The sequence below is a fragment of the Kitasatospora sp. NBC_01560 genome (genome assembly GCF_045208415.1).
Classification (GTDB): domain Bacteria; phylum Actinomycetota; class Actinomycetes; order Streptomycetales; family Streptomycetaceae; genus Kitasatospora.
Window position 1 is genome coordinate 652,317 of record NZ_CP109364.1, and the last position, 20,302, is coordinate 672,618.

The window sequence follows — 20,302 nt, forward strand, 5'->3', positions numbered from 1 at the left end:
CCGCACCGGGCCGCGTCGGGCCGGGTCGCGTCGGGCCGCGTCGCCGGCAGCCGCCGCGGGCGCCGTCAGCGCACCCCTTCCAGCATCCGCCCCCGGTCCGCGGAGGCCCCGGTCCGCGGCCTCCGCCGCCCGACGAACAGCCGGATCAGCCCGAGCTGCACCGCCGCCCCCACCGCCATGCCGACCCAGAGGCCGTCCACTCCCAGCGGGCCGGAGAGGGCGGCGCCGGCGGCCAGTTGGACGGTGAGACCGAGGAGCACCGCCGCGACCAGGGGGCGGCCGGCGCCGGAGCCCTGGTGGACGCCACCGAGGGCGACCACCAACGCGTACGGGAGCAGGTAGAGGCCGGCCCACCGGAGAAAACCCACCGAGTGCGCGGCCACCGCCCGGTCGTCGGTGAAGAGCGCGGTGACGGGCACCGCGAGAGCCACGCAGAGCACCGCGGCCCCCGCACCGAGGGCGGCCGCCAGCCGGGCGGTGTCCCGGCCGAGGGCGCGCACCGACCCGGTGTCTCCGGCGCCGGTGAGGCGGGCGGCCTCGATGGCGGCGGCCTGGCGGAGCGCGTAGAAGGACATGGTGACGATCAGCAGCACGCGGTAGCCGACCCCGTACCCCGCGACCGCCGGGACGCCGAAGGCCGCGACCAGGCCGAGCTGCGCCGTACCGACACCCATCCGGGCGGTGAAGTCGAGCCCGAACGGCGCTCCGGTCGCCAGGATCCGGCGGGCGTCCGCTGCGGTGCCGCCGGCCGGGGCGGGCAGCCGGCGGCGCCGGCGCAGCAGCACGGTCACGGCGAGGGCGAGGGCGCGCGCGAGGGTGAGTGCGAGCGCCGCGCCCGGCACGCCGAGTGCCGGGAGCGGGCCGGGGCCGAGCACGAGCAGCGGGTCGAGGGCGAGCAGCAGGGCGTTGGAGAGCAGGGCGATCCGCATCGGGGTGCGGGTGTCGCCGGCGCCCTTGAAGAGCTCGTCGGCGACCCGCTGGGCGAAGAAGAGCCCGAAGGCGGGGAAGGCCACCGCGAAGTAGCCGGCGGCGAGTGCGGCCGCCCGGCCGTCCAGGAAGGCGCCCGCGATCTGCTCGCGGAGCAGGAATCCGGGGAGGGCGAGGGCCACGCTGCCGACGGCGCAGAGCCGCCAGGCGGCCCGCGCGGTGCGGCCGGCGGCGGCGACGTCGCCCGCGCCGAGGGCGTGCGCGAGCCGGACGGTGGTGCCGGAGGAGACCACCAGGACGAGGCCGAGCAGCAGGTTCTCCACCGTGCCGGCGAGCGTGACGGCGGCGACGGCGGCCCCGCCGAGCCCGGCCACCCAGAAGGTGCCGATGACGGTGGCGATCACCCCCGACAGCAGTTCGCCGTAGACCGGTGCCGCCAGTGCGACCAGTCTCCCCCGGTGTCCTCGCACGCCGTCTCCCCCTCCTGTCGGACGGGTCGACCACCCGTCCGTTCGTTACCTCGAAAAGATATACATCTCATCGAGGCACATCGGCAAGAGGTAGCATGGCGCACGGACGGAGCGCGCGCCGACGGAAAGGCTTCGACTGTGCTGACTCTCTCGATCCTCGGATTCCTGCACGACGAGCCCCTGCACGGCTACGAGTTGAAGGCCCGGATCACCGGGCTGAACGGTCACGTCCGGCCGGTCAGCGACGGTGCGCTGTACCCCGCGATCACCCGCCTGGAGAAGGCCGGGCAGCTGGTGCGGCACCGCGCCCCCGGCAGCGGCGCCGTCCCCCGGCAGGTCCTGGAACTCACCGACGGGGGCCGCGCCGAGCTGACCCGTCGGCTGGCCCACCCGGCCGAGACCGAGATCTCCGACCAGATCCGCTTCTTCACCGTGGCGGCCTTCCTCGACCGCCTCCCCGATCCGGCCCGGCAGGCCGCCGTCCTGCGGCGCCGGCTGGCGTTCCTGGACACGCCGAGCAGCTTCTTCCACGACAGCGGGGGCCGCCCCGTCCGCGCCGAGCAGGAGCCCAACCCGTTCCGACGCGGGATGCTGCTGGTCGCGCGCGCCTCCACGGCCGCCGAGCGGGCCTGGCTCACCGACACCATCGCGGAGCTGGAGACCGGGCCGGCCTCCTGAGCACGGCCGCCCCGGGCGGCGACGGAGCAGCCGGACACCCCGGCGGACTCCGGCGGACATCCCCGTGGACCACGGGCGGACACCCCCGTGAACACCGGGCGAACAACCGGCCGAACATCCGGGCGAATCGACCCTCTCCGGGCCTGGCACAACAGCCCCGCACCGTGGCTATGATGATCCGCCTCACACCACGGCACACCCCGCGGGGTGGACCGTACGCGCCGGGCCCTGCCCGCACCCCTGGAGGCCATCGTGCCCATTGCCGACACCGAAACCGCCCGCCTGCCACGCCCGACCCGGGACGGCATCCCCGGCTGGTTCTTCAAGGTCGACCAGGAGGCCTTCGGGCACTTCCTCACCAACCAGAGCGAGGCGGGCCGCACCGGCGACATCCTCGAACTGGGCACCTACCTCGGCCGCAGCGCCGTCCTGCTCGGCGACCACCTGCAGCCGGACGAACAGCTCACCGTCTGCGACCTGTTCGACTCCGAGGCGGGCGACGCCGAGAACGCCGCCGAGATGGCGATGTCCTACCGCAAGACCCTCACCAGGGCCGCCTTCGAGGCCAACTACCTGGCCTTCCACCAGCAGTTGCCGGTGATCGTGCAGGCCCCCACCTCGGTGCTCGCCGACGGACGGATCCCCGACGGCAGTTGCCGGTTCGTCCACATCGACGCCTCCCACCTGTACGAGCACGTGGCCGGCGACATCGCGGTGGCCCGCGCGGCACTCGCCGAGGACGGCCTGGTCGCGCTCGACGACTACCGCTCGGAACACACCCCGGGCGTCTCCGCGGCCGTCTGGCAGGCCGTCTTCACCGGCGGACTGCGGCCCGTCCTGCTCACCCCGATGAAGTTCTACGGGACGTGGGGGGACGCCGCGGCCGCCCAGCGGGTGCTGCTCGCCCGGGACTGGCGGGCCGAGGGCTACACGGTGGACGAGGACGTCATCGCGGGCGGCCAGGTGGTACGGCTGAACTACGCCGCCAAGCCCGCCTCCGGGCAGCCGCACCGCTCGGCCCCGCGACGGCTCGCGCTGGACCTGCTGCCGCCGGTCGCCACCCGGGCGGCCCGCCGGGCCCTGCAGGCGCTGCGCGACCGCCGTACCGTCCCCCCGGTCCGCACGGCGGGCTGAGCCGGGGCGTTCCCGCCGCTGCTCCCGTTTCCGTTTCCGTTTCCACTCCCGTTTCCGTCTCCGACCCCACTCCCGTTTCCGTCTCCGTTTCCGCCTCGGCCCCGGCGTCGCAGACCTCTGCGCACCGGGGCCTTCGGCCGTCACCGGCCGGCGCCGACCGCGGCCGGAGGCTCCGCCGCGGCCCGATCGGATGCGTGAACCCGCTGCCGCGCGCAGCATGAAGGCATGAGCGAGCGCGCACCCGTGCTGCCCTCGGCACCGGCGCCCGACGCGGTGGCCACCGCGACCGCCTCGCCGGGTACCACCGGCGGCAGGGCTCCGGACGCGGCCCGGGAGCCCCGGCGGGGCCTCCCGGGTGCGGGCATCGCGGACAACGAGAGCAGGAGATCAGTGCCATGAACCTCGCGGCCGACTACCCGTTGCTGAACGTCTTCTGGACCATCTGCTGGATCTTCCTGTGGATCCTCTGGTTCATGCTGCTCTTCCGGATCCTGATCGACGTCTTCCACGACGACTCGCTGAGCGGCTGGGCCAAGGCCGGCTGGTCCATCTTCCTCGTCTTCCTGCCCTTCCTCGGCGTCTTCGTCTACCTCATCGCCCGCGGACGCGGCATGGGGGAACGCGAGATGAAGAAGGCGCAGAGGAGCCAGGAGGAGTTCCGCGCCTACGTGCGCGAGACCGCGACCGCCCCGGACCAGACCTCCACCGCCGATCAACTGGCCAAGCTCAGCGAACTGCGCACCTCGGGCCACATCACGGACGAGGAGTTCGCCCAGGCCAAGGCCAAGATCCTCGCCTGATCCCGTCGAACCGTCCGACCCGCCACCCCACCCGCCACCCCACCCGACGACCACCCCGGACCGACCCGGCCCGGGGTGGTCGTCAGCGTGCCGGAGCCGTGGGGGTCTGCTCGACGAGGGTGGCGGTGGCCCGGTCGAGGAACTCGCAGAACCGACGGTGCTCCTCCTCGCCGAAACGTCCGGTCAGAGCGCGCTCCAGCACGATGACCTCCTGGTAGGCCCGGTCGAGCCGGCCCTGCCCGGCGTCGGTGAGGGTGGCGATCATGACCTTCGCATGGGCCGCCGAGGCGTTGCGCGCGATGAGCCCCTTGGCCTGCATGCCGTTCAGTACGGTCGCCATGCTCTGCTGGGAGACGCCGCAGGCGCGGGCGAGCTGGGCGCCGGACAGGCCGTCCGCGCGGGACAGGGCCAGCAGCGCCGCGTACTGGGTCATGGTCAGCCCGTAGGCGCGCAGCACCGCCTCGTGGTGGGCCATCAACGCCTGCTCCGCACGGCGGATCCGGGTGCACAGGTACTCCTCGACGGGCACCTCAGCCATGTCTCAACTTCCTCACTTGACTCAACTACCTGAGACTCTCTAGGTTCAGCAGTATCAGGTTACTGAGTCAGCACAGAAAGTTGAAACTCGCATGAAGGCTGTTGTCCTGGACACCGACGACCATTTCCGCCTGACCGACGCCGCCGAACCGGTACCCGGCCCCGGCGAGGTGGCCCTCCGGGTCACCCACGCGGGCGTCCAGTGGGGTGACGTACTGGTGCGCGACGGGCACTTCCCCACCCCGCGACCGTTCGCCCCCGGCTTCGAGGCGGCCGGCCGGATCGTCGCCGTCGGCGAGGGGGTGGACGCGGGCCGGATCGGCGAGCAGGTCACCGCCCTGATCGGCGGAGGCGGCTACGCCGAGATCGCGCTCGCACCGTCCGTACTGGCCGTCAACGCCGAGGGCGTCGACGCGCGCACCGCAGCCGCGGCCGGCTGGGTCGCCCCGACCGCCTACGACCTGATCAACACCGTCACCCGAACGGGCCCCGGGGACAGCGTGCTGATCCACGCGGCATCCGGCGGCGTGGGCACGCTGGCGGCCCAGTTCGCCGCCCTGGCCGGAGCCCGCCGGATCGTGGGCGTGGCGGGCGACGCCGACCGGGCCGAGTACGCCCGCCGGTTCGGCTACCACCGGATGCTGACCCGCGAGGAATTCCCCGACGCGCTCGGCGACGAGACCTTCGACGTCATCCTCGACCCCGTCGGGGGCACGACCCGGATCGCGAACCTGGCCCGCCTCGCGCCGCACGGCCGGCTCGCGGTCTACGGCAACCTCGCCACCTTCGCACCGGTCGACGTCCCGGCGAACGACCTGCTGATGAACGGGCAGTCCCTGCTGACCTACAACAGCAATCTCCTGAGCCGCACCCACCCGGCCCGGCTGGCCGCCAGTGCCACCCGCGCCCTGGCCCTGATCGCCGACGGCTCGGTGCGCATCGACATCACCGCCGAGCACGAACTCGCCGACGTGGCGGGTGCTATCGCGAACCTGGCGACCGGCGCCACCCGGGGCAAGAGCGTCGTCCGCGTCGGGTGACCCCGACCGGCGACTTCGGAGCGCGACCGGGCGCCCGCACCCGGCCCGCCGCGGACCCCACCGGCCTTTTGTCGGTCCTTCAGATTTGTCATTCCGCCCATCACTCGCACGAGGGAACTTCCTTTAAAGATTTGCCCACGGAACATTAAAGGTTGCATAGTGACAACGCCTCAGTTGGCCATAGGAATGTCCAAGTCGAGGCAAAGTCATATCCTTTCGCGTGAGGAGAAGGCCTTGTTCCAGGAGAACCCCGCGCCGGGCTACGGGCAGCGGCTTCGCGAGGAGATCGCGGCCCCCGGCACCACCCCGCTCATCGGTGTCTACGACATGTACTCGGCGTCCATCGCCGCCGAGCACTACCACGGCATGTTCGTCTCCGGCTTCGGCTTCGCGGCCTCTTACTACGGCCTGCCCGACATCGGCTTCATCGCCTGGCCCGACATGGTGGCCTTCGTGGAGCGGCTGCGCGGCGCCTTCCCGCAGCACCATCTGCTGGTCGACATCGACGACGGCTACGTCGATCCCGAGGTGGCCTGCCACGTGGTGCGCAGGCTGGAGCGGAGCGGCGCCTCCGGCGTCATCCTGGAGGACCAGAAGCGTCCGCGCCGCTGCGGTCACGCCGAGGGCAAGCAGGTGCTGCCGCTCGGGGAGTACCTGGAGAAGCTGGAGCAGGTGCTCGCCAATCGCACCGACCTCGTGGTCGTGGCGCGGACGGACGCCACCGAGGAGGACGACATCCTGCGGCGTGCCGAGGCGCTCGCCGAGACGGACGCGGACGTCGTCCTGGTCGACGGGGTGCGCAGCGAGGAGTGGATCCGGCGGATCCGCAAGGTCGTGGGCGACAAGCCGCTGCTGTTCAACCAGATCGCCGGCGGCAAGTCCCCCCGGTTGTCGCTCTCGGAGCTCGCCGGTCTCGGGGTGGACGTCGCGATCTACAGCACGCCGTGCCTGTTCGCCGCGCACCGGGCGATGGACGAGGCCCTGGCAGGGCTCAAGGTGGCCGACGGCCGGCTGCCCGCCCCGGTCGGGGAGAGCCGCCCGGTCGGCGTGCGCGAGTCGACCGAACTGCTGGAGCGGAACATCCCCCAGCCGCTCCTGCGCGAGGCGGTGCGGGCATGATCTCCGTGCTGCGCGCCCTGCCGCAGCCGTGGGTGGCCCGCGGTCCGGCGCCGGGCGGTGCCGAAAGGGGCAGGCCCGTCGTACGCGGGCCCGTCGCATTCCCGGCGCCGGCCGGGCGGACGGCCTCCCGGTGGTGGGGAACCGGGCAGTGGGTGGCTGCGCTCGGGTTGGCCGCAGCCTGGGCGCTGTTCGGTGGCACCGTCCCGCCCGCCGCGGCGGAGGGCAGCCTGATCACGGTGATCGACAACTCGCACTCCGGGGCTCTGATCCAGGCCGACTCTCTGCTGGAGATCGACCGGACGGCCAACCTCCAGAGCGGCTGGGGCAGCGCGGGCAGCGACCACGACGGGACGGGTGTGCTGGTCGGCGGCCTGCTGGGCGTCACCCCGCCCCGCCCGACCACAGGGAGCGGCGGATGAGCGAGGGGCTGCGCCACCGGGCGCCGGCGCCAGCGTCGGCACCGCCGTCGGCACCGGCGTCGGCACCGGCGTCGGCACCGGCGTCGACGGAGGCGGTGAGCACTGCCGGTGCTCGGGCCGTGCCAGCCGTCCAGGCGGGGGTCGGCCAGGCGGCGGTCGGGCAGGCGTCGCCGGCCGGGCCGGTCGCGGCCGTCCACCGGGCGTGGCCCCAGGTCGCCTGGCCCCGGGTCGCGTGGCCCCGCGCGATCGACCCCTACATGGCTGCCCTGCTGGGCACTGTCCTGCTCGCCGCGTTGCTGCCCGCCACCGGCCGGGCAGCCGGGGCGGCGGAGCACGCCTGCGACCTCGCCGTGGCGCTGTTGTTCTTCCTCTACGGCGCCCGGCTCTCCACCCGCGAGACGCTGGCCGGGCTCCGGCACCTCCGGCTGCACGGGTCGGTGCTCGCCTGCACCTTCGTGCTCTTCCCCCTGCTCGGGCTCGCCACCGCCGCGCTGACGCCCGTTCCGCTCACCGAGCAGCTGCGGACCGGTGTGCTGTTCCTCTGCCTGGTCCCGTCGACCGTCCAGTCCTCGGTCGCGCTGACGGGCGCCGCCCGGGGCAATGTGCCGGCGGCGATCTGCGCGGGCACGTACTCCAGCCTGGCCGGGCTGCTCCTGACGCCGATGCTCGCCGCCTGGCTGCTCGGCGCCCGGGCCGCCCTCTCCCCCGACGGCCTGGGCCGGATCGCCCTGCAACTGCTGGCGCCGTTCCTGCTCGGCCAGCTGCTCCGCCCGCGCCTGGGCACGTTCCTGGCCCGGCACAAGCGGCTGCTGACGCCGGTGGACCGCGGATCGATCCTGCTCGTCGTCTACACCGCCTTCAGCGCGGCGGTGGCCCAGGGCATCTGGGGCCGGACGACACCCGTCGCCCTGCTCGGCCTGCTGGCCGTCCTGCTCGCCCTGCTCGCCGCTGCGCTGGCCTTCGCCGCGACCACGGCCCGGCTCCTGGGCCTGGACCGGGAGTCCCGGATCGCGGCGATGCTCTGCGGCTCGCAGAAGAGCCTGGCCAACGGTCTGCCGATGGCCACCGTCCTGTTCGGGCCCGAGGCCGGGCTGCTGGTGCTCCCGCTGATGGCCTACCACCAGCTCCAGCTGGTCGCCGGAACGTTCCTGGCGGGCCGCTGGGCCCGGGCCCCGGACGCCCCCGGCACCGGCGCGCCCGGTACGCCCGGCGCGGACCAGCTCAGTCCGCCGGGCGTGCGGCCAGCACCCGACTGAGGCCGCGCCGGAGCCGGGCCGAGGCGCCCGGCTCCGCCCCGAGCTGCAGGACGCGCTCCGCCGGCAGGTCGGTGCGGGCGGCCAGCTCCATGGCCGCCCGGTAGGGCCGTTCGCCGGCCGCCAGCTTCCGGGCCACCGCCTCGACCACCCGGTCCAGGCACGCACCCGTCACGGAGGGGTGTCCGACCAGCAGCAGGAGCAGCAGGTTGTCGTTGTAGTCGGAGTGGTACCGGTCGGCCAGCCCGGCGAGCGTGTCCACCGGTGTGGCCGGGTTCTTCGCAATCGCATGCCAGACGAAGGGGTACTCGCAGCGGGCGAGTTCACGGAGCACCACAGGCTCGGCGGTCCGCTCGGCGAGTCGCCGGTAGTCCCCACCGTCGTGCAGGTGGGCCAGGGCCTCGATCCCGGTGCCGTCGGCGGGGTTCCGGCTCGCGGCATCCGTGGTGGCGTTCTCGTCGGTCGTGGTCACGGGGAGCCACCGTACCGACAGAACCCCTACCCGCCCACCTGATTACCCCCGACCGGGGCGGCACCACGGCGAGGGGTATCCGGGCCACCGGCGTGCGTAATCTCCCACCGGGCCGCGGCCGTCTGGTAAATCATGGAGTTGGAAGATCGGACCGAGGGCCCCGGAGGACTGACAGCAAGTCAGTTCGCCCGGGTCCTCCACTCATGGGACGAGAACAGCATGCCTCTTAGCGGCGAGTACCAGCCGAGCCCCGAACAGTGGGTGCGCGACCAGGTCGCGTTGTACGAGGGTTCCGGGGGCACCGAGGGAACGACGCTGCGGGGCGTGCCCGTCGTCGTCCTCACCAGCCTCGGGGCCAAGAGCGGCAAGATCCGCAAGAACCCGCTGATGCGGGTGGAGCACCACGGGACGTACGCCGTGGTGGCCTCGCAGGGCGGTGCGCCGAAGCACCCGACCTGGTACTTCAACCTGGCCGCGCACCCGCAGGTCGAACTCCAGGACGGCACCGTCCGGCAGGACATGACGGCGCGCGAGGTCGAGGGCGAGGAGCGGGAGACGTGGTGGGCCCGCGCGGTCGAGGTCTGGCCGGACTACGCCGAGTACCAGAAGAAGACGGACCGGGTGATCCCGGTCTTCGTGCTGGAGCCGACGGCCGGCACCAACTGATCCCGGACGACCCGGGCGGCGGGCCGCACACCCCCGCCCGGGTCGTTCCGTCGGTCACGGGCCCGGCGTTCAGCCGCGTACCCCGTCGTCAGCACGGTGCGATGCGGTACTCGGCCGTTCGCCGACCGTGCCGCCGGCCCTCGGGGGCGCCGCCGAGGGCTGCGGTCCGACGGGTTCGGGCAGGGTACGGACCAGCAGCCAGCTCAGGAGGGGCATCAGGATCAGCGGGGCCAGGGCCGTCCGCAGGGAGGTCGCGTCCGCGATTGCGCCGATGAGAGGCGCGGCCAGGCCGCCGATGCTGACGGTCAGCCCGAGGGTGATCCCGCCGGCGGTGCCGACGCGGGTGGGCAGGTAGTCCTGGCCGAGGGTGACCTGCAGCGAGAAGGGGACGTACAGGCCGACGGAGGCCAGCGCCACGCACACGTAGAACGCCGGACCGGGTACCAGCACGATCCCCGCCACGGCACCGACCGTGAGCAGGTACGACCAACCGGCGACCGCGACCCGGCCCCAGCGGTCGGCCAGCCTGCCGCCCAGCACGGATCCCACCGCGCCACCGAGGTAGAGCACGAAGAGCGCCGTGGTGCCCGCCGCCGCACCGCCTCCCGTGCTGCCGCCCCCACCGCCTCCCCCGCGCTGCCGGGCGTAGGAGGAGATGAAGGTGCTCAGGCCGATGAAGACGACGGACCGGCAGACCACCGCCAGCGACAGCCGCACGAACGACGCCACGTCGTCGGCACCGGCGGCGGCTCCGGTGCCGGTACCGACGCGTACCGTCCTCCCCACCTCACGCAGGACGGGCAGGCACAGCACGCTGCCGGCGAGGGCCGGCACCGCCAGCAGCGGCGTCAGGCGCAGACCGCCGGAGGCCACCACGGTGGTGACCATGAGCGGCGCGGCGGCAAAACCGAGGTTGCCGCCGAGGGAGAACCAGCCCATCGCCGTGTGACTGCCCCCGCTCACCAGCCGCGCCACGCGGGCCGACTCGGGGTGGTAGGCGGCGACCCCGATGCCGGAGAGCGCCACGAACGCCAGCGTCAGGGCGTAGGAGCCGCTCAGACCGCTCAGGGCGATTCCCAACCCGCCGAGGACGGTGCTGAGCGGCAGGAGCCAGGGCACCGCCCGGCGGTCGGTGAGCACGCCGAACAGCGGCTGCGCCACCGAGGACAGCAGGGAGGCGGCGAGCACGATGCCCGAGACCGCGGCGTAGCCGTAGGCGCGCTCGGCGAGGAAGAAGGGGACGAGTGACGCGACAGCGCCCTGGTAGACGTCCACACAGGCATGGCCGGCGGACAGCATGATGATGGCTCGGTTCCTTGGCACCCCGCCATGGTGGTTCCTGTCCACCCTGGCGTACTTCCGATAATCTGCCGATCAATGACAGAAATCCGCCACGAACCCGTGGCCCCGACCCGCACCCAGTGGATGGCACCCGGAGCAGCCATCGACGCCCACCGGCACGACGGTCACCAGATCGTCCACGCGAGCCGCGGAGTGGTCGCCGTGACGACCGACGCCGGTTCCTGGATCGCACCGGCCACGCGCGCCATCTGGGTACCGGCCGGCACCGTGCACGCCCACCAGGCCCACGGCGAGGTCGAACTCCATCTGGTCGGCCTGCCCGCCCGTGACAACCCGCTGGAGCTGACCGAACCGACCGTGCTGGCGGTCGGTCCCCTCCTGCGGGAGCTGATCCTCGCCCACACCCGCACCCCGTACGACGGCAGTCCCGAACGGGAGCGGCTGCGGGCCGTCCTGCTCGACCAGGTGCGGGCCTCGCCCCAGCAGCCCCTGCGCCTGCCCACCCCGACCGCTCCCCCGCTGAAGGCCGTCTGCGGGATCCTGCTCGCGAACCCCGCCGACGACCGGACCCTGGGCGCACTGGGCCGGGAGGTCGGGGCCGGCGAACGCACCCTCTCCCGACTCTTCAGGGCCGATCTCGGCATGACCTTCCCCCAGTGGCGCACCCAACTGCGCCTGTACCAGGCGCTGGTGCTGCTGGCCGAGGACGTCCCGGTGACCACCGTGGCCCACCGGTGCGGCTGGTCGTCCGCCAGTGCGTTCATCGACGTCTTCCGCCGCGCGTTCGGACACACGCCGGGCACCCATCATTCCCACCGGCAGAGCGGCTGAGCGCCGTCGCCCCCGGGAGCCGCCGGTCAGTGCCGGTCACTGTTCCAGCCCTGGCACGTGGGCCCGGAAACCGTTCCCGCACCCGGGCCGGCAACGCGCCCGCGGACGACCCGCCCGGTCCCAGCCCCCTCGCCGCCCCGCCTCTCCGCATCCCCGTCCCCGCCGGCCACTGCGCTCCCCTTCATCCGGATTCATGGCACCGCGCCGCCCGCCCGCCCGCCCGCCCGCCCGCCGTGAAGCCTCCCCACGCCGTCGCGGCCGCCACCCCGGCCCTGCCGGACGCAGCCCACCGGCCGTCCCGCACGGTCGGACCACCGGTGTGGTGTGCGGGGTGGGGCGGGTGGGCGCGGGGATCCGTTCCGGGTGGGGGGTCAGGTGACGGTGAGGGTGTGGGCGGTCGTGTCCTGGTTGGTGGCCGTCACGGTGTCGCCGGGGCGGCGGCTGACGGCGGCCGGTTCGAAGGCGAAGTTCCTGATGGTGAGGGCGCTGCTGGCGTTGACGTCGCTGCGCGAGGACGAGGCGGCCGCGTGCCCCGGGCCGGGCGGTGTGCTGGAGCAGGCGGTGAGGGCGCAGGCCAGCAGGAGCGTGGCGCAGGCGAGCGGGCGCCGGGGCGTCGGCATGACGGTCGGTCCGTTCGTGGCGGTGGGGCGCGCGTCCGGTGCGGCTGGTGGGGTGTCGGTACCGGCAGGACCGGACGCGCGCCTGCTCCGGTGGGGGTCAGACGGTGAGCAGCGTGGGGCTGGCGGCCTTGTCGGTGGGCAGGAAGTCGTCGGGGACGGGGTACTGCCCCAGCACGTAGTTCAGGATCGCGGCGTGCATGGCCTCCACCGGGGCGATGCTGGCGGCGGTGGCGATACCGGCGGGGCTGGTGACGTTGTAGGTCGCGAAGAGGTACGTCTGGGCGGCCTGGTCCTCCAGTTGGAGGGCGAGCTTGGCGACGTCGGCGGTGGACGCGGCCTTGCCGAGGGCGGCGAGGGTGTCCGGCTGGTTGGTCAGCGGCACGCCCGTGATGGCGGGCAGGCCGGCGCCGGTGAGGACGGCGTTCCAGGCCTTCGCGTGGTCGGCGTGCTGGCCCATCGCGGTGGTGATGAAGTTCGCCACCGCCGGGGGGACGGTGCCGAGTTTGCCGGCCTTGGCCGCGTCCAGGGCGGTCTGGTAGGCGACGACGGCCTGGTTCTCCAGCGCGGTGGCCAGCGCCACCACCTTCAGGTCACCGGTGTACTTCCCGGAGGCCGAGGGTGAGCCGGGCGCGGTGGACGCGGGGCTGGCGGGCGCCGGGCTGGTGCTGCCCTTGCTGCTGGAGCAGGCGGCCAGGACGAGGGCGGCCGCGACCCCGCCCGCGCCGAGGAGGAAGCGGCGCCGCCCCGCGTCCGCCTGCCCGGAGGCGCGGAGCTCCTCCGTCAGCCCGGCCCCGGCGGCGTGCATCAGCGGCAGGGTGGCACGGTGCGCCTCGTCCATGTCCCTGGTGAGGCGGGTGAGTTCGGCCTCGCCGATGGCGGGCTCCCACGTGCGGTCGACGGTCACTGGACGGCACCTTCGGTGATCGGGGAGGCGTTGTCGGTCTTGTAGAAGGCGTCGGGGAAGCCGACGCTCCCGGCCGCGGCAGGCAGCTTCGCGGGGTCGACCGGGATGGTGATGAGGTCGGCGGCGTTGCCCGCCAGCAGCGCCTGCACCGCCAGCAGCACCGCGCGGTGCTGGGCCTCGACGGGGGCGACGGAGGCGAAGAGCTTGCGCAGGTCGGCGTTGCTCACCTGGCTGACGTTCTTGGTGTAGGTCTGGGCGGCGACGTCCTCCAGCGTGATGGCGAGCTTCACCACGTCGGCCGGGGTCTTGATGGTGGGCAGCGCCTGGTCGACGACGGCCTTGTACTTCGGGTCGGGGTTGTTCTGCGCCTGCCCGCCGGCAGCCGTCGCGGCGGCGTTGAACGCCTTGGCGTGGGCCTGGTGCTGTGTGGTGGTCTTGGCGATGAACGCGGCGACCGTCTTGTTGCCGTCCTTGATGATCGGCAGCCCGGCGGCGGTCTGGTAGACGCTCACGGCCAGGTTCTCGATCGACGCGGCGGTCTGCAACGCCTTGACGTCGTCCGCGGACGCCGTCGCGGACGGGGAGCCGGACGGGGAGCTGGACGGGGAAGCGGCCAGCGCCCGTGCCGTGGCGGCCAGGCCCACCGCCCCCGTGAGGCCGGCGAGTACGGTGCCGCGCTGCCACCACCGGCGGGCCGGCCCGGCCTCCTCCCCGAAGCCGGTCAGGGCGCCGCGGGTGATCCGCATCGCGTCGCTGTTCAAATCCTGTGACTGCTCGGTGAGTTCTTCCAGCAGCCGGGTGTCGATGTGCTCGCTGCCCATCATGTCCCGTCTCGGCCATCGGCCCGGCCGGATGCCGGACCGCCTTCTCCCGGCCTTCGGCGCCCTCCTCCAGTCGGCTTGGTCATCACACCCGAACAGCCACAGAGTTCACCCGCCAGGGTTACTCCGCCGAGCCCGGTTGACGCACGGGCCGCGCCACGATCGGGGGTGCGGGACGGGACGACGATCGGCAGTCCCGACCAGGGCCGAGTCGCCCGGCGGTCCTGACCGGGCCGCGTTGGCGGGCTTCACCGGCGCAGTCGTGCCGTCACCCACGGACCGCTGCGGCCGGTGCTCGCCGCCAGCTCCGCCAGCTTCGCCCCGGCGGCACGACGGGCCTTCAGCCAGGCAGTGATGTCCTGGGCACCGACGCGTTCCGCCGCGGCCAGGTCGTTGAGCGCGACCCTGGCCCGGCGGCCGGCGGCCGAGTTCGTGCCGGACCCGCGGACCGCGATCCCCGCGGTGTCCAGGAGCCGGCGCATCCGGGTGCTCCCGATGCCCAGCCGGCGGGCGGTGGCCTCCGGGCTCTGGTCGCCGTCAAGGTACAGTGCCCGCACCGCGGCTCCGACGTCGTCGTGGCCCAGCGACCGGACAGGAACCAGAGGTGGGCCGTCAGGACTGCGCGGCGGGCCCGAGAATCTCCCGGCACCACTGGCGGAAGCCGGTAGCCGTGGCACTGCCGGGCTCGCGGGGCTCGGCGTCGTAGATCCCGTCGTTCTGCGCCGCGACCATGCCGACGAACTCCTGTGCCGTCGCCCGGCTCGCGCCGGACCGCAGCAGCGCGGCCTCGTAGTCCGGGAGCGGGATCCGGCGGTAGCGGACCGGACGGCCGAGCGCGTCGGAGACGACCGCGGCCATCGCCTCCGGCGTCAGGGTCTCGGGGGCGACCAGGGGGACGCGGGCCGCGCCGGTCCAGGAGGGGTCGAGGAGCAGCGCAGCCGCGACGGCGGCGACGTCCCGGGTGGCGACGGTCGGCAGCGGCCGGTCCGCGGCGTTCGCCAGGGCGAACGTCCCGTCCTCCCGCATCGTCCGGGCCTGCCGGAGCAGGTTCTCCATGAAGAACGGCAGGGCCAGCGCCCGGTAGTGCACGCCCTCGCACTCGAACAGGTCGTCCATCGCCAGGGCGGCCGACAGGAGTCCGGCCTCGCCCCGGTACCCGTGACCGAGGGACGTCACGCCCACCACCCGCACGCCCAGGCCGGCGGCCGCCCGGCAGGCAGCCCGGGTGAAGTCGAGGTAGTGACGCTTCGCGCTGCCGGGGTGGTCGAACGCGGCCGGGGGCACCAGCCAGAACATGCGGTCGGCACCGTTCAGCGCCGCCGTGATCGTGGCCGCGTCCCGGTGGGAGCCGTCGACCACCTCGGCGCGGGTGCGCACGTGTGCGGGCAGCCGGGCGGGGTCGCGGGCGATCACGCGGACCGCCTCGCCGTGATCCAGGAGCCGGTCCAGGACCTGTCGGCCGATGTCGCCGGTCGGCGTGGTGAGGACGATCACGAGTACCTCCGTGGGAGACGGTCGACGCCCCTCGGGGAGGCGTTGCCGGACGGTTCCGAGTCAACTCGGCGCGACCGCGGGGGTGAAGGACCGATCGGGTCGCCATTGATACCCTGAGGGTATGAATGACCTTGAGGTGCGGCAGCTCCGGTACTTCGTCGCGGTCGCGGAGGAACTGCACTTCGGGCGGGCCGCCGACCGGCTGGACATGGCACAGCCCCCGCTCTCCCGTGCGATCCGGGCCCTGGAACGGCAGCTCGGCGTGGCGCTCTTCGAGCGGACCACCCGGCAGGTGGCGCTCACCGCGGCCGGGGACGTCCTGCTGCGGGACGCCCGGACCGCCCTGGAGGCGGTCGCCGCTGCCGCCCACCGGGCCCGCGAGGCGGGCAGCCCGTCGCCGCGGCTGCGGGTCGCGCTCAAGGCCGACATCGACGGCGGCCTGCTGCCGCGGATCCTGGAGGCTTACGGCGCCGACGGTGCGGCCCTACCGCCGGAGCTGGTGCTCGGGGCGTTCGGCGAGCAGCCGCAGGCACTGCGCGACGGTCTCGCCGACGTGGCACTCGTGCTCCACCCCTTCGACCGCCGCGGTCTGGACAGCGAGCCGCTGCTGACCGAACCGGTGCTGGCCGCCGTGGCCGCCGACGACCCGCTGGCCGCCCGGCCAGGGCTCTGCCTGGCCGATCTGGCCGGCCGCAGGATCGTCGGCGGACCCCCGTCCGGTCACGGCCGGCCCGACGAGCCCCGACCCGGGGACGCACGGCCGGCGGGTACTCGGCCGGCGGAAGCAGCGCCGGCGGGTGCACGGCCGGCTTCGAACCTGTCGGAGATCTTCAGCCTCGTCGAGACGGGCGGCATCGTGTTCCTCACGCCGGCCTCCGTGGCCCGGCGCTACCCGCGAGCCGGCATCGCCTACCGGCCGGTGAGCGACCTCCCGGACGCCACGCTCGCCGTCGCCTGGCCCCAGGACGCGCGCGCACCGGCCGTCGCCGCCTTCGTCCGTGCCGCCTGCACCGTCGCGGCCGAGGCGACCGACGTGACCGACGTGACCGACGCGGCTGGCGTGACCACACAGACACCACCCCTCGCCCCGGGCCCGACCGCCTGAGCCGCCTGAGCCGCCTGAGCCGCCTGAGCTGCCTGAGCTGCCTGAGCCGCATCCACGCACGGCGCGGGCCGGACCAGGATCACCGGCACGGCCTGCTCCGCGCCGCCCTCGCCCTGGTCCGGGAGCCGCCCCGCGTGACCGTGCTCCCGCCGCGCGGTTTCCCCGTCCCCTTCGCCGGCTTCCGCCGCCGGGCGGGTCAGCCCCGGGCGGGTCAGCCCCGGGAGCGGCGGCTGCTGCCGGCGAACTCCTCCCGCGTGCGCTGCGCCGAGCCGTCATCGTCCGGCCGGCGCAGCCCCGTCCGCCCGGTCGCCGGGCACCTCGGCGGCTGCCCGCAGCCCCCGGCCGTGCTGTCCGCAGGTGGCGCGGTAGGCGTCCGCCAGGGCCGCGGCCATGGCGTCGATCCCGAACCGCTCCCGGACCGTCTCCCTGCCGGCCGCCGCCATCGCGGCCAGCTCCGGCGCCGGCGTGGCGAGCACCGGAGTGCAGGCCCGTAGCCGGGCCCTGCACCGACTCGGTGGCCAGCAGCCTGCCGTTGACGCCGTCGCCGAGGCAGTGGGAGGCTCCGCCGCGCCGCGGGCCGCCGCGGGAGGGCCCGCTTCCCTGGCCTCCAGCACCGTCAGGCCGAACTCCTCCTTCGCGCTGGGGCACACGTACACCGCGGCGCCCGGCCGGCCCTGCGCCAACGCCCGCTCCAGCAGGCGCACATGACGGTTGGACAGCGCGGGCCACCGGTCGGTCGGCGACGAAGATCCGGTGCAGGTCCAGGCGCAGCACGCGGCCGGCGGCGCCGGGCTCCGTCGGCGGCGCACGCGGGCGGCACGTCCACCCGCCGCCACGGCCTCTCCCTGCCCTGCCCGTCCTGTTCCGCCCTGCCGATGCAGCAACGCTGCGACTGCCGCGATCCGGGCACCCGGCCCAGTCTGGAAAAAGCAACCAGCTCGGCACAGACCCTTGGAGCGGTCATGAACATCGTCCGTCGGCTCCACGAAGCCGGAATCACCAGCGAACACGCCTACACGGCGGCGTTCGGATCGATCGGCCTCTCCCTGCTCAGCTGGCTCGCGTCGATGAAGGCCGAACACGCTGGCGTCGAGCGGGCCGACCGGTGGGGCATCTTCGTGGGTGAGTGGGCACCCACCTTCTTCGGGCTCGGCCTGGCGCTCGCCGCGTACGAGAAGGAAGCACCCGCGCGGGCCCGGGGCTCGCGCAACGCCTGGCTCGACCATCCCGCCGAGAACACCGCCTGACGCGGGCTCCCCGGGCATGCGGATCCCGCCGTGGTGGGCGGCGGTTCCGGTCGCCGCAGTGGGCTGCGCCCACCACCGGCGCGTGCGACGGCGGCTCGGGGCCGCACCGGTGCACCGCTCCCAGGTGCACCCATCGCCTCAAGTGCCTTCTTGATGCCCGGTGTTGGCAGGGCAGAGCGTGAGACCGGCGTGACGCCGACCGCCGCGACACACCGGGCGGACGGGTCCGACGCCCCGTGCCCGGCGGTGCGGCAGCCCCGCCGGGCACGGCACACGACTTGTCCCACTCGTCCTCGCCCGCCCCCGGTCCGCACGCAACCCCCGTGTACCGCCGCCCGGGTCGGGCGGCGGTACACGGACGACGGCTCGGGCGACGGGTCAGGCAGCCGGGCGGGCGTGACGGGGACGCCCGTTCCTGTCACCGCGGCTCAGCGCGGCGCGCGGTCCGCGGTGGCGGTGCCCGGGACGGGGGGCGGTGACGGTCAGGACGGCCGCGAGCACGAGCGGCGCCAGCAGCAACACCATGGTGGTGGACATGAACACCTCCGGTAGTCGACCAGAACGTGCCGGTCGCCTGCCCCCGCCGCGGCCGACCATGCCGGGACCGGCCCACTGACCGCGCCCCGCCCCGCCCCGCCCCCAGGAGGCCCCAGAAACCCAGTCGGTCCGGGAGCCCGGGAGATCCCGGAGGTGTGGCCCGGTGGGCCCGGGGCAGACGGGGGCCGACAACGCGTCACGTCGGGACCGACCCGGCGGACGCCACAAGGCGAAGGAGACGCGATGAGCAGCATCGAGATCTGGGACTTCCGCAGCACCTCCGGCCACGTCTCCGGCAACGATCTGGTCGGCTTCCACGTCGAAGCCACGGACGGCCCCATCGGCAAGGTCGACAAGCTCTCCGAAGAGGTCGGCGCCCAGTACCTGGTCGTGGACACCGGCCCGTGGATCTTCGGCAAGCACGTCCTGCTCCCCGCCGGCACCGTCGTGCGGGTCGAACAGGAGGAGAAGAAGGTCTACCTCGACCGCACCAAGGACGAGATCAAGGGCAGCCCCGAGTTCGACCACGACCGGCACCGGACGGACACCGACTACCAGGAGCGCTACGCGGGCTACTACGGCCCGTTCTACGGCGGCCCCGTCCTCTGACCCCACAGACGTGATGCCCGGTGCGGGCCGCCACCGACCCCGGTGGCGGCCCGCACCGCATCCCCGGCCCGGTACACGGGGAGACGCGGGATCAGAGCCGCTCCTCCATGCGGATGGCCTTGCGGAGCGCCCGGTGTGCCTCGCCCTCGTGGCCCTCGTGCTCTTCGAGGAGGGCCGCGGCGATCGCGTCGAGCTTGCGCTGCACGGCGTGCTCGGCGCGACGCTCGGCGTTCTTGAGCAGCGCGAGCAGGAGCAGGGTGATCGCGGTCATGGTGTCGCCCACGAGGATCTGCCACTCCGTCGACAGGCCGGCCGCGTGCACCACGACGAAGGCGGCCACCAGCAGGACGCAGAACGCGGAGAACGCCGGGGAGCTGGTGAGGTTGGAGGCAGCCTCGGCGAGCCGCTCGAACCGCCCGCGGCCACCGTCCCTCCGAGTGGCGGGGTGTGAGAGGGTCATGCCCCCTCCCTATCACCGGCCGCCCGCAGACCCGCCCGACGGCACGCAGTCCGCCACCACCCCGTCCCGGCGTGGCCCTGCCCTCTGCATCCGGCAACGTTCGACTACGCCGAGAGCACTGTCACATGGCCAGTGCCCCCCGACGGGCGGTCATGTGATGGACGATCACCGGCAGCCCAGGTGTCACGGCCGTCCGCCTCCCGCCGCTCGCGCAGCTCCGCTGCGCCCACGTGGAGCGCTGCGCCCACGTGGCGCACTGCGGCTGGGTGAGCCGGCCGCCAGGTGCCGGGGCGCGCTTCGGAGCAAGGGTCATGCGCGGATCGGGCTCCCGGCGATCTGCCTCGGGACACTGCCGCACGGTCCTGCGGCGCAGTACGGATCGGCCCGGGCTCAGCAGTCCATCCGTGGCGCAACAACAGGTCGGGTGAGATCACGGGGCTGGTCAGGACCAACGTCGCGCTGACGAGCCAGGTCCTCACCACCGTCCGCAACGAGCAGTGGGCCGAGCTGACCGGACTCGTCGCCATCGTCGATCGCGCGGTCGACCAGGCGAAAGAGCTCGAATCGGTCCCGACCTCGTTGTGGGACGACGTCGCGGGCAGTGGAGCAGCGCTGGAGAAGCAGCTCGACCTGTACCGACGCAACGTCCGCGGCCACGTCGGCCGGATCGACCGGGCCGACACGTCTCACCGCCGTGAGTACCTCCAGGCGAACGCCGAGGCAATCGTCTTCGACGCCCACGCCCTCCTGTCGTCCGTCAAGGCATGGACCGGCTATCAGGCGCTCCGCGCCGGCAGGGCGAGTGCCACGGGACGCGAGGACGCTGTCGAGGCACGGTACGTCGACGTCATCGCGCG

General features: G+C 73.8%; 26 protein-coding genes. 13 read left to right on the forward strand and 13 right to left on the reverse strand.

Annotated elements, in window-relative coordinates; translation table 11 throughout:
• Positions 1–65: 65 nt before the first annotated feature.
• On the reverse strand, positions 66–1,397 hold the full coding sequence (locus OH807_RS02710) for an MATE family efflux transporter (RefSeq protein WP_406193412.1): 1,332 nt from the start codon (positions 1,395–1,397) through the stop codon (positions 66–68).
• Between the two features lie 138 nt (positions 1,398–1,535).
• Between OH807_RS02710 and OH807_RS02715 the strand changes: the two genes are divergently transcribed.
• From OH807_RS02715 to OH807_RS02730, 4 genes are all read left to right on the forward strand, one after another.
• Positions 1,536–2,075, forward strand: coding sequence for a PadR family transcriptional regulator (locus OH807_RS02715; protein ID WP_406193415.1), 540 nt, complete (start codon positions 1,536–1,538; stop codon positions 2,073–2,075).
• 207 nt (positions 2,076–2,282) lie between these two features.
• Positions 2,283–3,209, forward strand: coding sequence for a class I SAM-dependent methyltransferase (locus OH807_RS02720; RefSeq protein ID WP_406193418.1), 927 nt, complete (start codon positions 2,283–2,285; stop codon positions 3,207–3,209).
• A gap of 225 nt (positions 3,210–3,434) precedes the next feature.
• Positions 3,435–3,608 (forward strand): hypothetical protein, encoded by a 174-nt coding sequence (locus tag OH807_RS02725; RefSeq protein ID WP_406193421.1) that lies wholly within the window; start codon positions 3,435–3,437, stop codon positions 3,606–3,608.
• A complete protein-coding gene (locus OH807_RS02730; protein ID WP_406193424.1) occupies positions 3,605–4,009 on the forward strand; it encodes an SHOCT domain-containing protein in 405 nt (134 codons plus the stop codon). The genes OH807_RS02725 and OH807_RS02730 overlap by 4 nt, the downstream gene beginning before the upstream one ends.
• A gap of 82 nt (positions 4,010–4,091) precedes the next feature.
• On the opposite strand, the gene OH807_RS02735 is transcribed toward OH807_RS02730, so the two are convergent.
• Positions 4,092–4,547 (reverse strand): MarR family winged helix-turn-helix transcriptional regulator, encoded by a 456-nt coding sequence (locus OH807_RS02735; protein WP_406193427.1) that lies wholly within the window; start codon positions 4,545–4,547, stop codon positions 4,092–4,094.
• A 91-nt stretch (positions 4,548–4,638) separates the two neighbouring features.
• On the opposite strand from OH807_RS02735, the gene OH807_RS02740 reads away from it, so the two are divergent.
• The 4 genes from OH807_RS02740 to OH807_RS02755 all read left to right on the forward strand — a co-directional run bounded on the left by OH807_RS02740 (position 4,639) and on the right by OH807_RS02755 (position 8,380).
• Complete coding sequence (locus OH807_RS02740) at positions 4,639–5,586, forward strand: zinc-binding alcohol dehydrogenase family protein (protein WP_406193430.1); 948 nt, start codon at positions 4,639–4,641, stop codon at positions 5,584–5,586.
• Between the two features lie 234 nt (positions 5,587–5,820).
• Complete coding sequence (locus OH807_RS02745) at positions 5,821–6,705, forward strand: oxaloacetate decarboxylase (protein WP_406193433.1); 885 nt, start codon at positions 5,821–5,823, stop codon at positions 6,703–6,705.
• Between the two features lie 152 nt (positions 6,706–6,857).
• Positions 6,858–7,124, forward strand: coding sequence for a hypothetical protein (locus tag OH807_RS02750; protein WP_406193436.1), 267 nt, complete (start codon positions 6,858–6,860; stop codon positions 7,122–7,124).
• A gap of 257 nt (positions 7,125–7,381) precedes the next feature.
• Positions 7,382–8,380, forward strand: coding sequence for a bile acid:sodium symporter family protein (locus tag OH807_RS02755; protein WP_406210654.1), 999 nt, complete (start codon positions 7,382–7,384; stop codon positions 8,378–8,380).
• Here the strand turns inward: OH807_RS02755 and OH807_RS02760 are convergent.
• On the reverse strand, positions 8,346–8,849 hold the full coding sequence (locus OH807_RS02760; protein ID WP_406193439.1) for a hypothetical protein: 504 nt from the start codon (positions 8,847–8,849) through the stop codon (positions 8,346–8,348). The two genes, OH807_RS02755 and OH807_RS02760, sit on opposite strands and share 35 nt — an antisense overlap.
• A 219-nt stretch (positions 8,850–9,068) precedes the next feature.
• Between OH807_RS02760 and OH807_RS02765 the strand changes: the two genes are divergently transcribed.
• Positions 9,069–9,515 carry a nitroreductase family deazaflavin-dependent oxidoreductase gene (locus OH807_RS02765; RefSeq protein WP_406193442.1) on the forward strand — a complete coding sequence of 149 codons (447 nt, stop codon included), beginning with the start codon at positions 9,069–9,071 and terminating at the stop codon, positions 9,513–9,515.
• 69 nt (positions 9,516–9,584) lie between these two features.
• Here the strand turns inward: OH807_RS02765 and OH807_RS02770 are convergent, their stop codons facing one another.
• On the reverse strand, positions 9,585–10,838 hold the full coding sequence (locus OH807_RS02770) for an MFS transporter (RefSeq protein WP_406193445.1): 1,254 nt from the start codon (positions 10,836–10,838) through the stop codon (positions 9,585–9,587).
• Between the two features lie 54 nt (positions 10,839–10,892).
• On the opposite strand from OH807_RS02770, the gene OH807_RS02775 reads away from it, so the two are divergent.
• A complete protein-coding gene (locus OH807_RS02775) occupies positions 10,893–11,648 on the forward strand; it encodes an AraC family transcriptional regulator (protein ID WP_406193448.1) in 756 nt (251 codons plus the stop codon).
• A gap of 371 nt (positions 11,649–12,019) precedes the next feature.
• Here the strand turns inward: OH807_RS02775 and OH807_RS02780 are convergent, their stop codons facing one another.
• The 5 genes from OH807_RS02780 to OH807_RS02800 form a co-directional block, all read right to left on the reverse strand.
• A complete protein-coding gene (locus OH807_RS02780; RefSeq protein WP_406193451.1) occupies positions 12,020–12,268 on the reverse strand; it encodes a hypothetical protein in 249 nt (82 codons plus the stop codon).
• 97 nt (positions 12,269–12,365) lie between these two features.
• Positions 12,366–13,172 (reverse strand): ferritin-like domain-containing protein, encoded by an 807-nt coding sequence (locus OH807_RS02785; protein ID WP_406193454.1) that lies wholly within the window; start codon positions 13,170–13,172, stop codon positions 12,366–12,368.
• Positions 13,169–13,996, reverse strand: coding sequence for a ferritin-like domain-containing protein (locus OH807_RS02790; RefSeq protein WP_406193457.1), 828 nt, complete (start codon positions 13,994–13,996; stop codon positions 13,169–13,171). Before OH807_RS02790 ends, OH807_RS02785 begins: the two co-directional genes overlap by 4 nt.
• A gap of 245 nt (positions 13,997–14,241) precedes the next feature.
• Positions 14,242–14,550, reverse strand: coding sequence for a hypothetical protein (locus tag OH807_RS02795; RefSeq protein ID WP_406193460.1), 309 nt, complete (start codon positions 14,548–14,550; stop codon positions 14,242–14,244).
• Positions 14,551–14,605: 55 nt separating this feature from the next.
• Positions 14,606–15,487, reverse strand: coding sequence for an NAD(P)H-binding protein (locus tag OH807_RS02800; protein ID WP_406193463.1), 882 nt, complete (start codon positions 15,485–15,487; stop codon positions 14,606–14,608).
• Positions 15,488–15,608: 121 nt separating this feature from the next.
• Here OH807_RS02800 and OH807_RS02805 point away from each other — a divergent pair, with 121 nt between their 5' ends.
• A complete protein-coding gene (locus OH807_RS02805; RefSeq protein WP_406193466.1) occupies positions 15,609–16,592 on the forward strand; it encodes a LysR family transcriptional regulator in 984 nt (327 codons plus the stop codon).
• A 272-nt stretch (positions 16,593–16,864) separates the two neighbouring features.
• Here OH807_RS02805 and OH807_RS02810 read toward each other — a convergent pair whose 3' ends face one another.
• Positions 16,865–17,068, reverse strand: coding sequence for a hypothetical protein (locus tag OH807_RS02810; protein ID WP_406193469.1), 204 nt, complete (start codon positions 17,066–17,068; stop codon positions 16,865–16,867).
• A gap of 486 nt (positions 17,069–17,554) precedes the next feature.
• Here OH807_RS02810 and OH807_RS02815 point away from each other — a divergent pair, with 486 nt between their 5' ends.
• The gene (locus OH807_RS02815) at positions 17,555–17,839 is read left to right on the forward strand and encodes a hypothetical protein (RefSeq protein ID WP_406193472.1); all 285 of its coding nucleotides are present in this window, start codon (positions 17,555–17,557) and stop codon (positions 17,837–17,839) included.
• Between the two features lie 378 nt (positions 17,840–18,217).
• Here the strand turns inward: OH807_RS02815 and OH807_RS02820 are convergent, their stop codons facing one another.
• The gene (locus OH807_RS02820; protein ID WP_406193475.1) at positions 18,218–18,376 is read right to left on the reverse strand and encodes a hypothetical protein; all 159 of its coding nucleotides are present in this window, start codon (positions 18,374–18,376) and stop codon (positions 18,218–18,220) included.
• A 243-nt stretch (positions 18,377–18,619) separates the two neighbouring features.
• On the opposite strand from OH807_RS02820, the gene OH807_RS02825 reads away from it, so the two are divergent.
• A complete protein-coding gene (locus OH807_RS02825; RefSeq protein WP_406193478.1) occupies positions 18,620–18,985 on the forward strand; it encodes a PRC-barrel domain-containing protein in 366 nt (121 codons plus the stop codon).
• 91 nt (positions 18,986–19,076) lie between these two features.
• Here the strand turns inward: OH807_RS02825 and OH807_RS02830 are convergent, their stop codons facing one another.
• Complete coding sequence (locus tag OH807_RS02830) at positions 19,077–19,445, reverse strand: low affinity iron permease family protein (protein ID WP_406193481.1); 369 nt, start codon at positions 19,443–19,445, stop codon at positions 19,077–19,079.
• Between the two features lie 390 nt (positions 19,446–19,835).
• Positions 19,836–20,186, reverse strand: coding sequence for a hypothetical protein (locus tag OH807_RS02835; protein ID WP_406193484.1), 351 nt, complete (start codon positions 20,184–20,186; stop codon positions 19,836–19,838).
• Positions 20,187–20,302 lie beyond the last annotated feature (116 nt).

Excerpts from the sequence above, each read along its gene's own strand:
- OH807_RS02820 (WP_406193475.1), bottom strand. The coding sequence starts at position 18,376 with ATGTCCACCACCATGGTGTTGCTGCTGGCGCCGCTCGTGCTCGCGGCC.
- OH807_RS02740 (WP_406193430.1), top strand. The coding sequence starts at position 4,639 with ATGAAGGCTGTTGTCCTGGACACCGACGACCATTTCCGCCTGACCGAC.
- OH807_RS02830 (WP_406193481.1), bottom strand. The coding sequence starts at position 19,445 with ATGACCCTCTCACACCCCGCCACTCGGAGGGACGGTGGCCGCGGGCGG.
- OH807_RS02815 (WP_406193472.1), top strand. The coding sequence starts at position 17,555 with ATGAACATCGTCCGTCGGCTCCACGAAGCCGGAATCACCAGCGAACAC.
- OH807_RS02730 (WP_406193424.1), top strand. The coding sequence starts at position 3,605 with ATGAACCTCGCGGCCGACTACCCGTTGCTGAACGTCTTCTGGACCATC.
- OH807_RS02805 (WP_406193466.1), top strand. The coding sequence starts at position 15,609 with ATGAATGACCTTGAGGTGCGGCAGCTCCGGTACTTCGTCGCGGTCGCG.
- OH807_RS02725 (WP_406193421.1), top strand. The coding sequence starts at position 3,435 with ATGAGCGAGCGCGCACCCGTGCTGCCCTCGGCACCGGCGCCCGACGCG.
- OH807_RS02775 (WP_406193448.1), top strand. The coding sequence starts at position 10,893 with ATGACAGAAATCCGCCACGAACCCGTGGCCCCGACCCGCACCCAGTGG.
- OH807_RS02780 (WP_406193451.1), bottom strand. The coding sequence starts at position 12,268 with ATGCCGACGCCCCGGCGCCCGCTCGCCTGCGCCACGCTCCTGCTGGCC.
- OH807_RS02765 (WP_406193442.1), top strand. The coding sequence starts at position 9,069 with ATGCCTCTTAGCGGCGAGTACCAGCCGAGCCCCGAACAGTGGGTGCGC.
- OH807_RS02790 (WP_406193457.1), bottom strand. The coding sequence starts at position 13,996 with ATGATGGGCAGCGAGCACATCGACACCCGGCTGCTGGAAGAACTCACC.
- OH807_RS02825 (WP_406193478.1), top strand. The coding sequence starts at position 18,620 with ATGAGCAGCATCGAGATCTGGGACTTCCGCAGCACCTCCGGCCACGTC.
- OH807_RS02735 (WP_406193427.1), bottom strand. The coding sequence starts at position 4,547 with ATGGCTGAGGTGCCCGTCGAGGAGTACCTGTGCACCCGGATCCGCCGT.
- OH807_RS02755 (WP_406210654.1), top strand. The coding sequence starts at position 7,382 with ATGGCTGCCCTGCTGGGCACTGTCCTGCTCGCCGCGTTGCTGCCCGCC.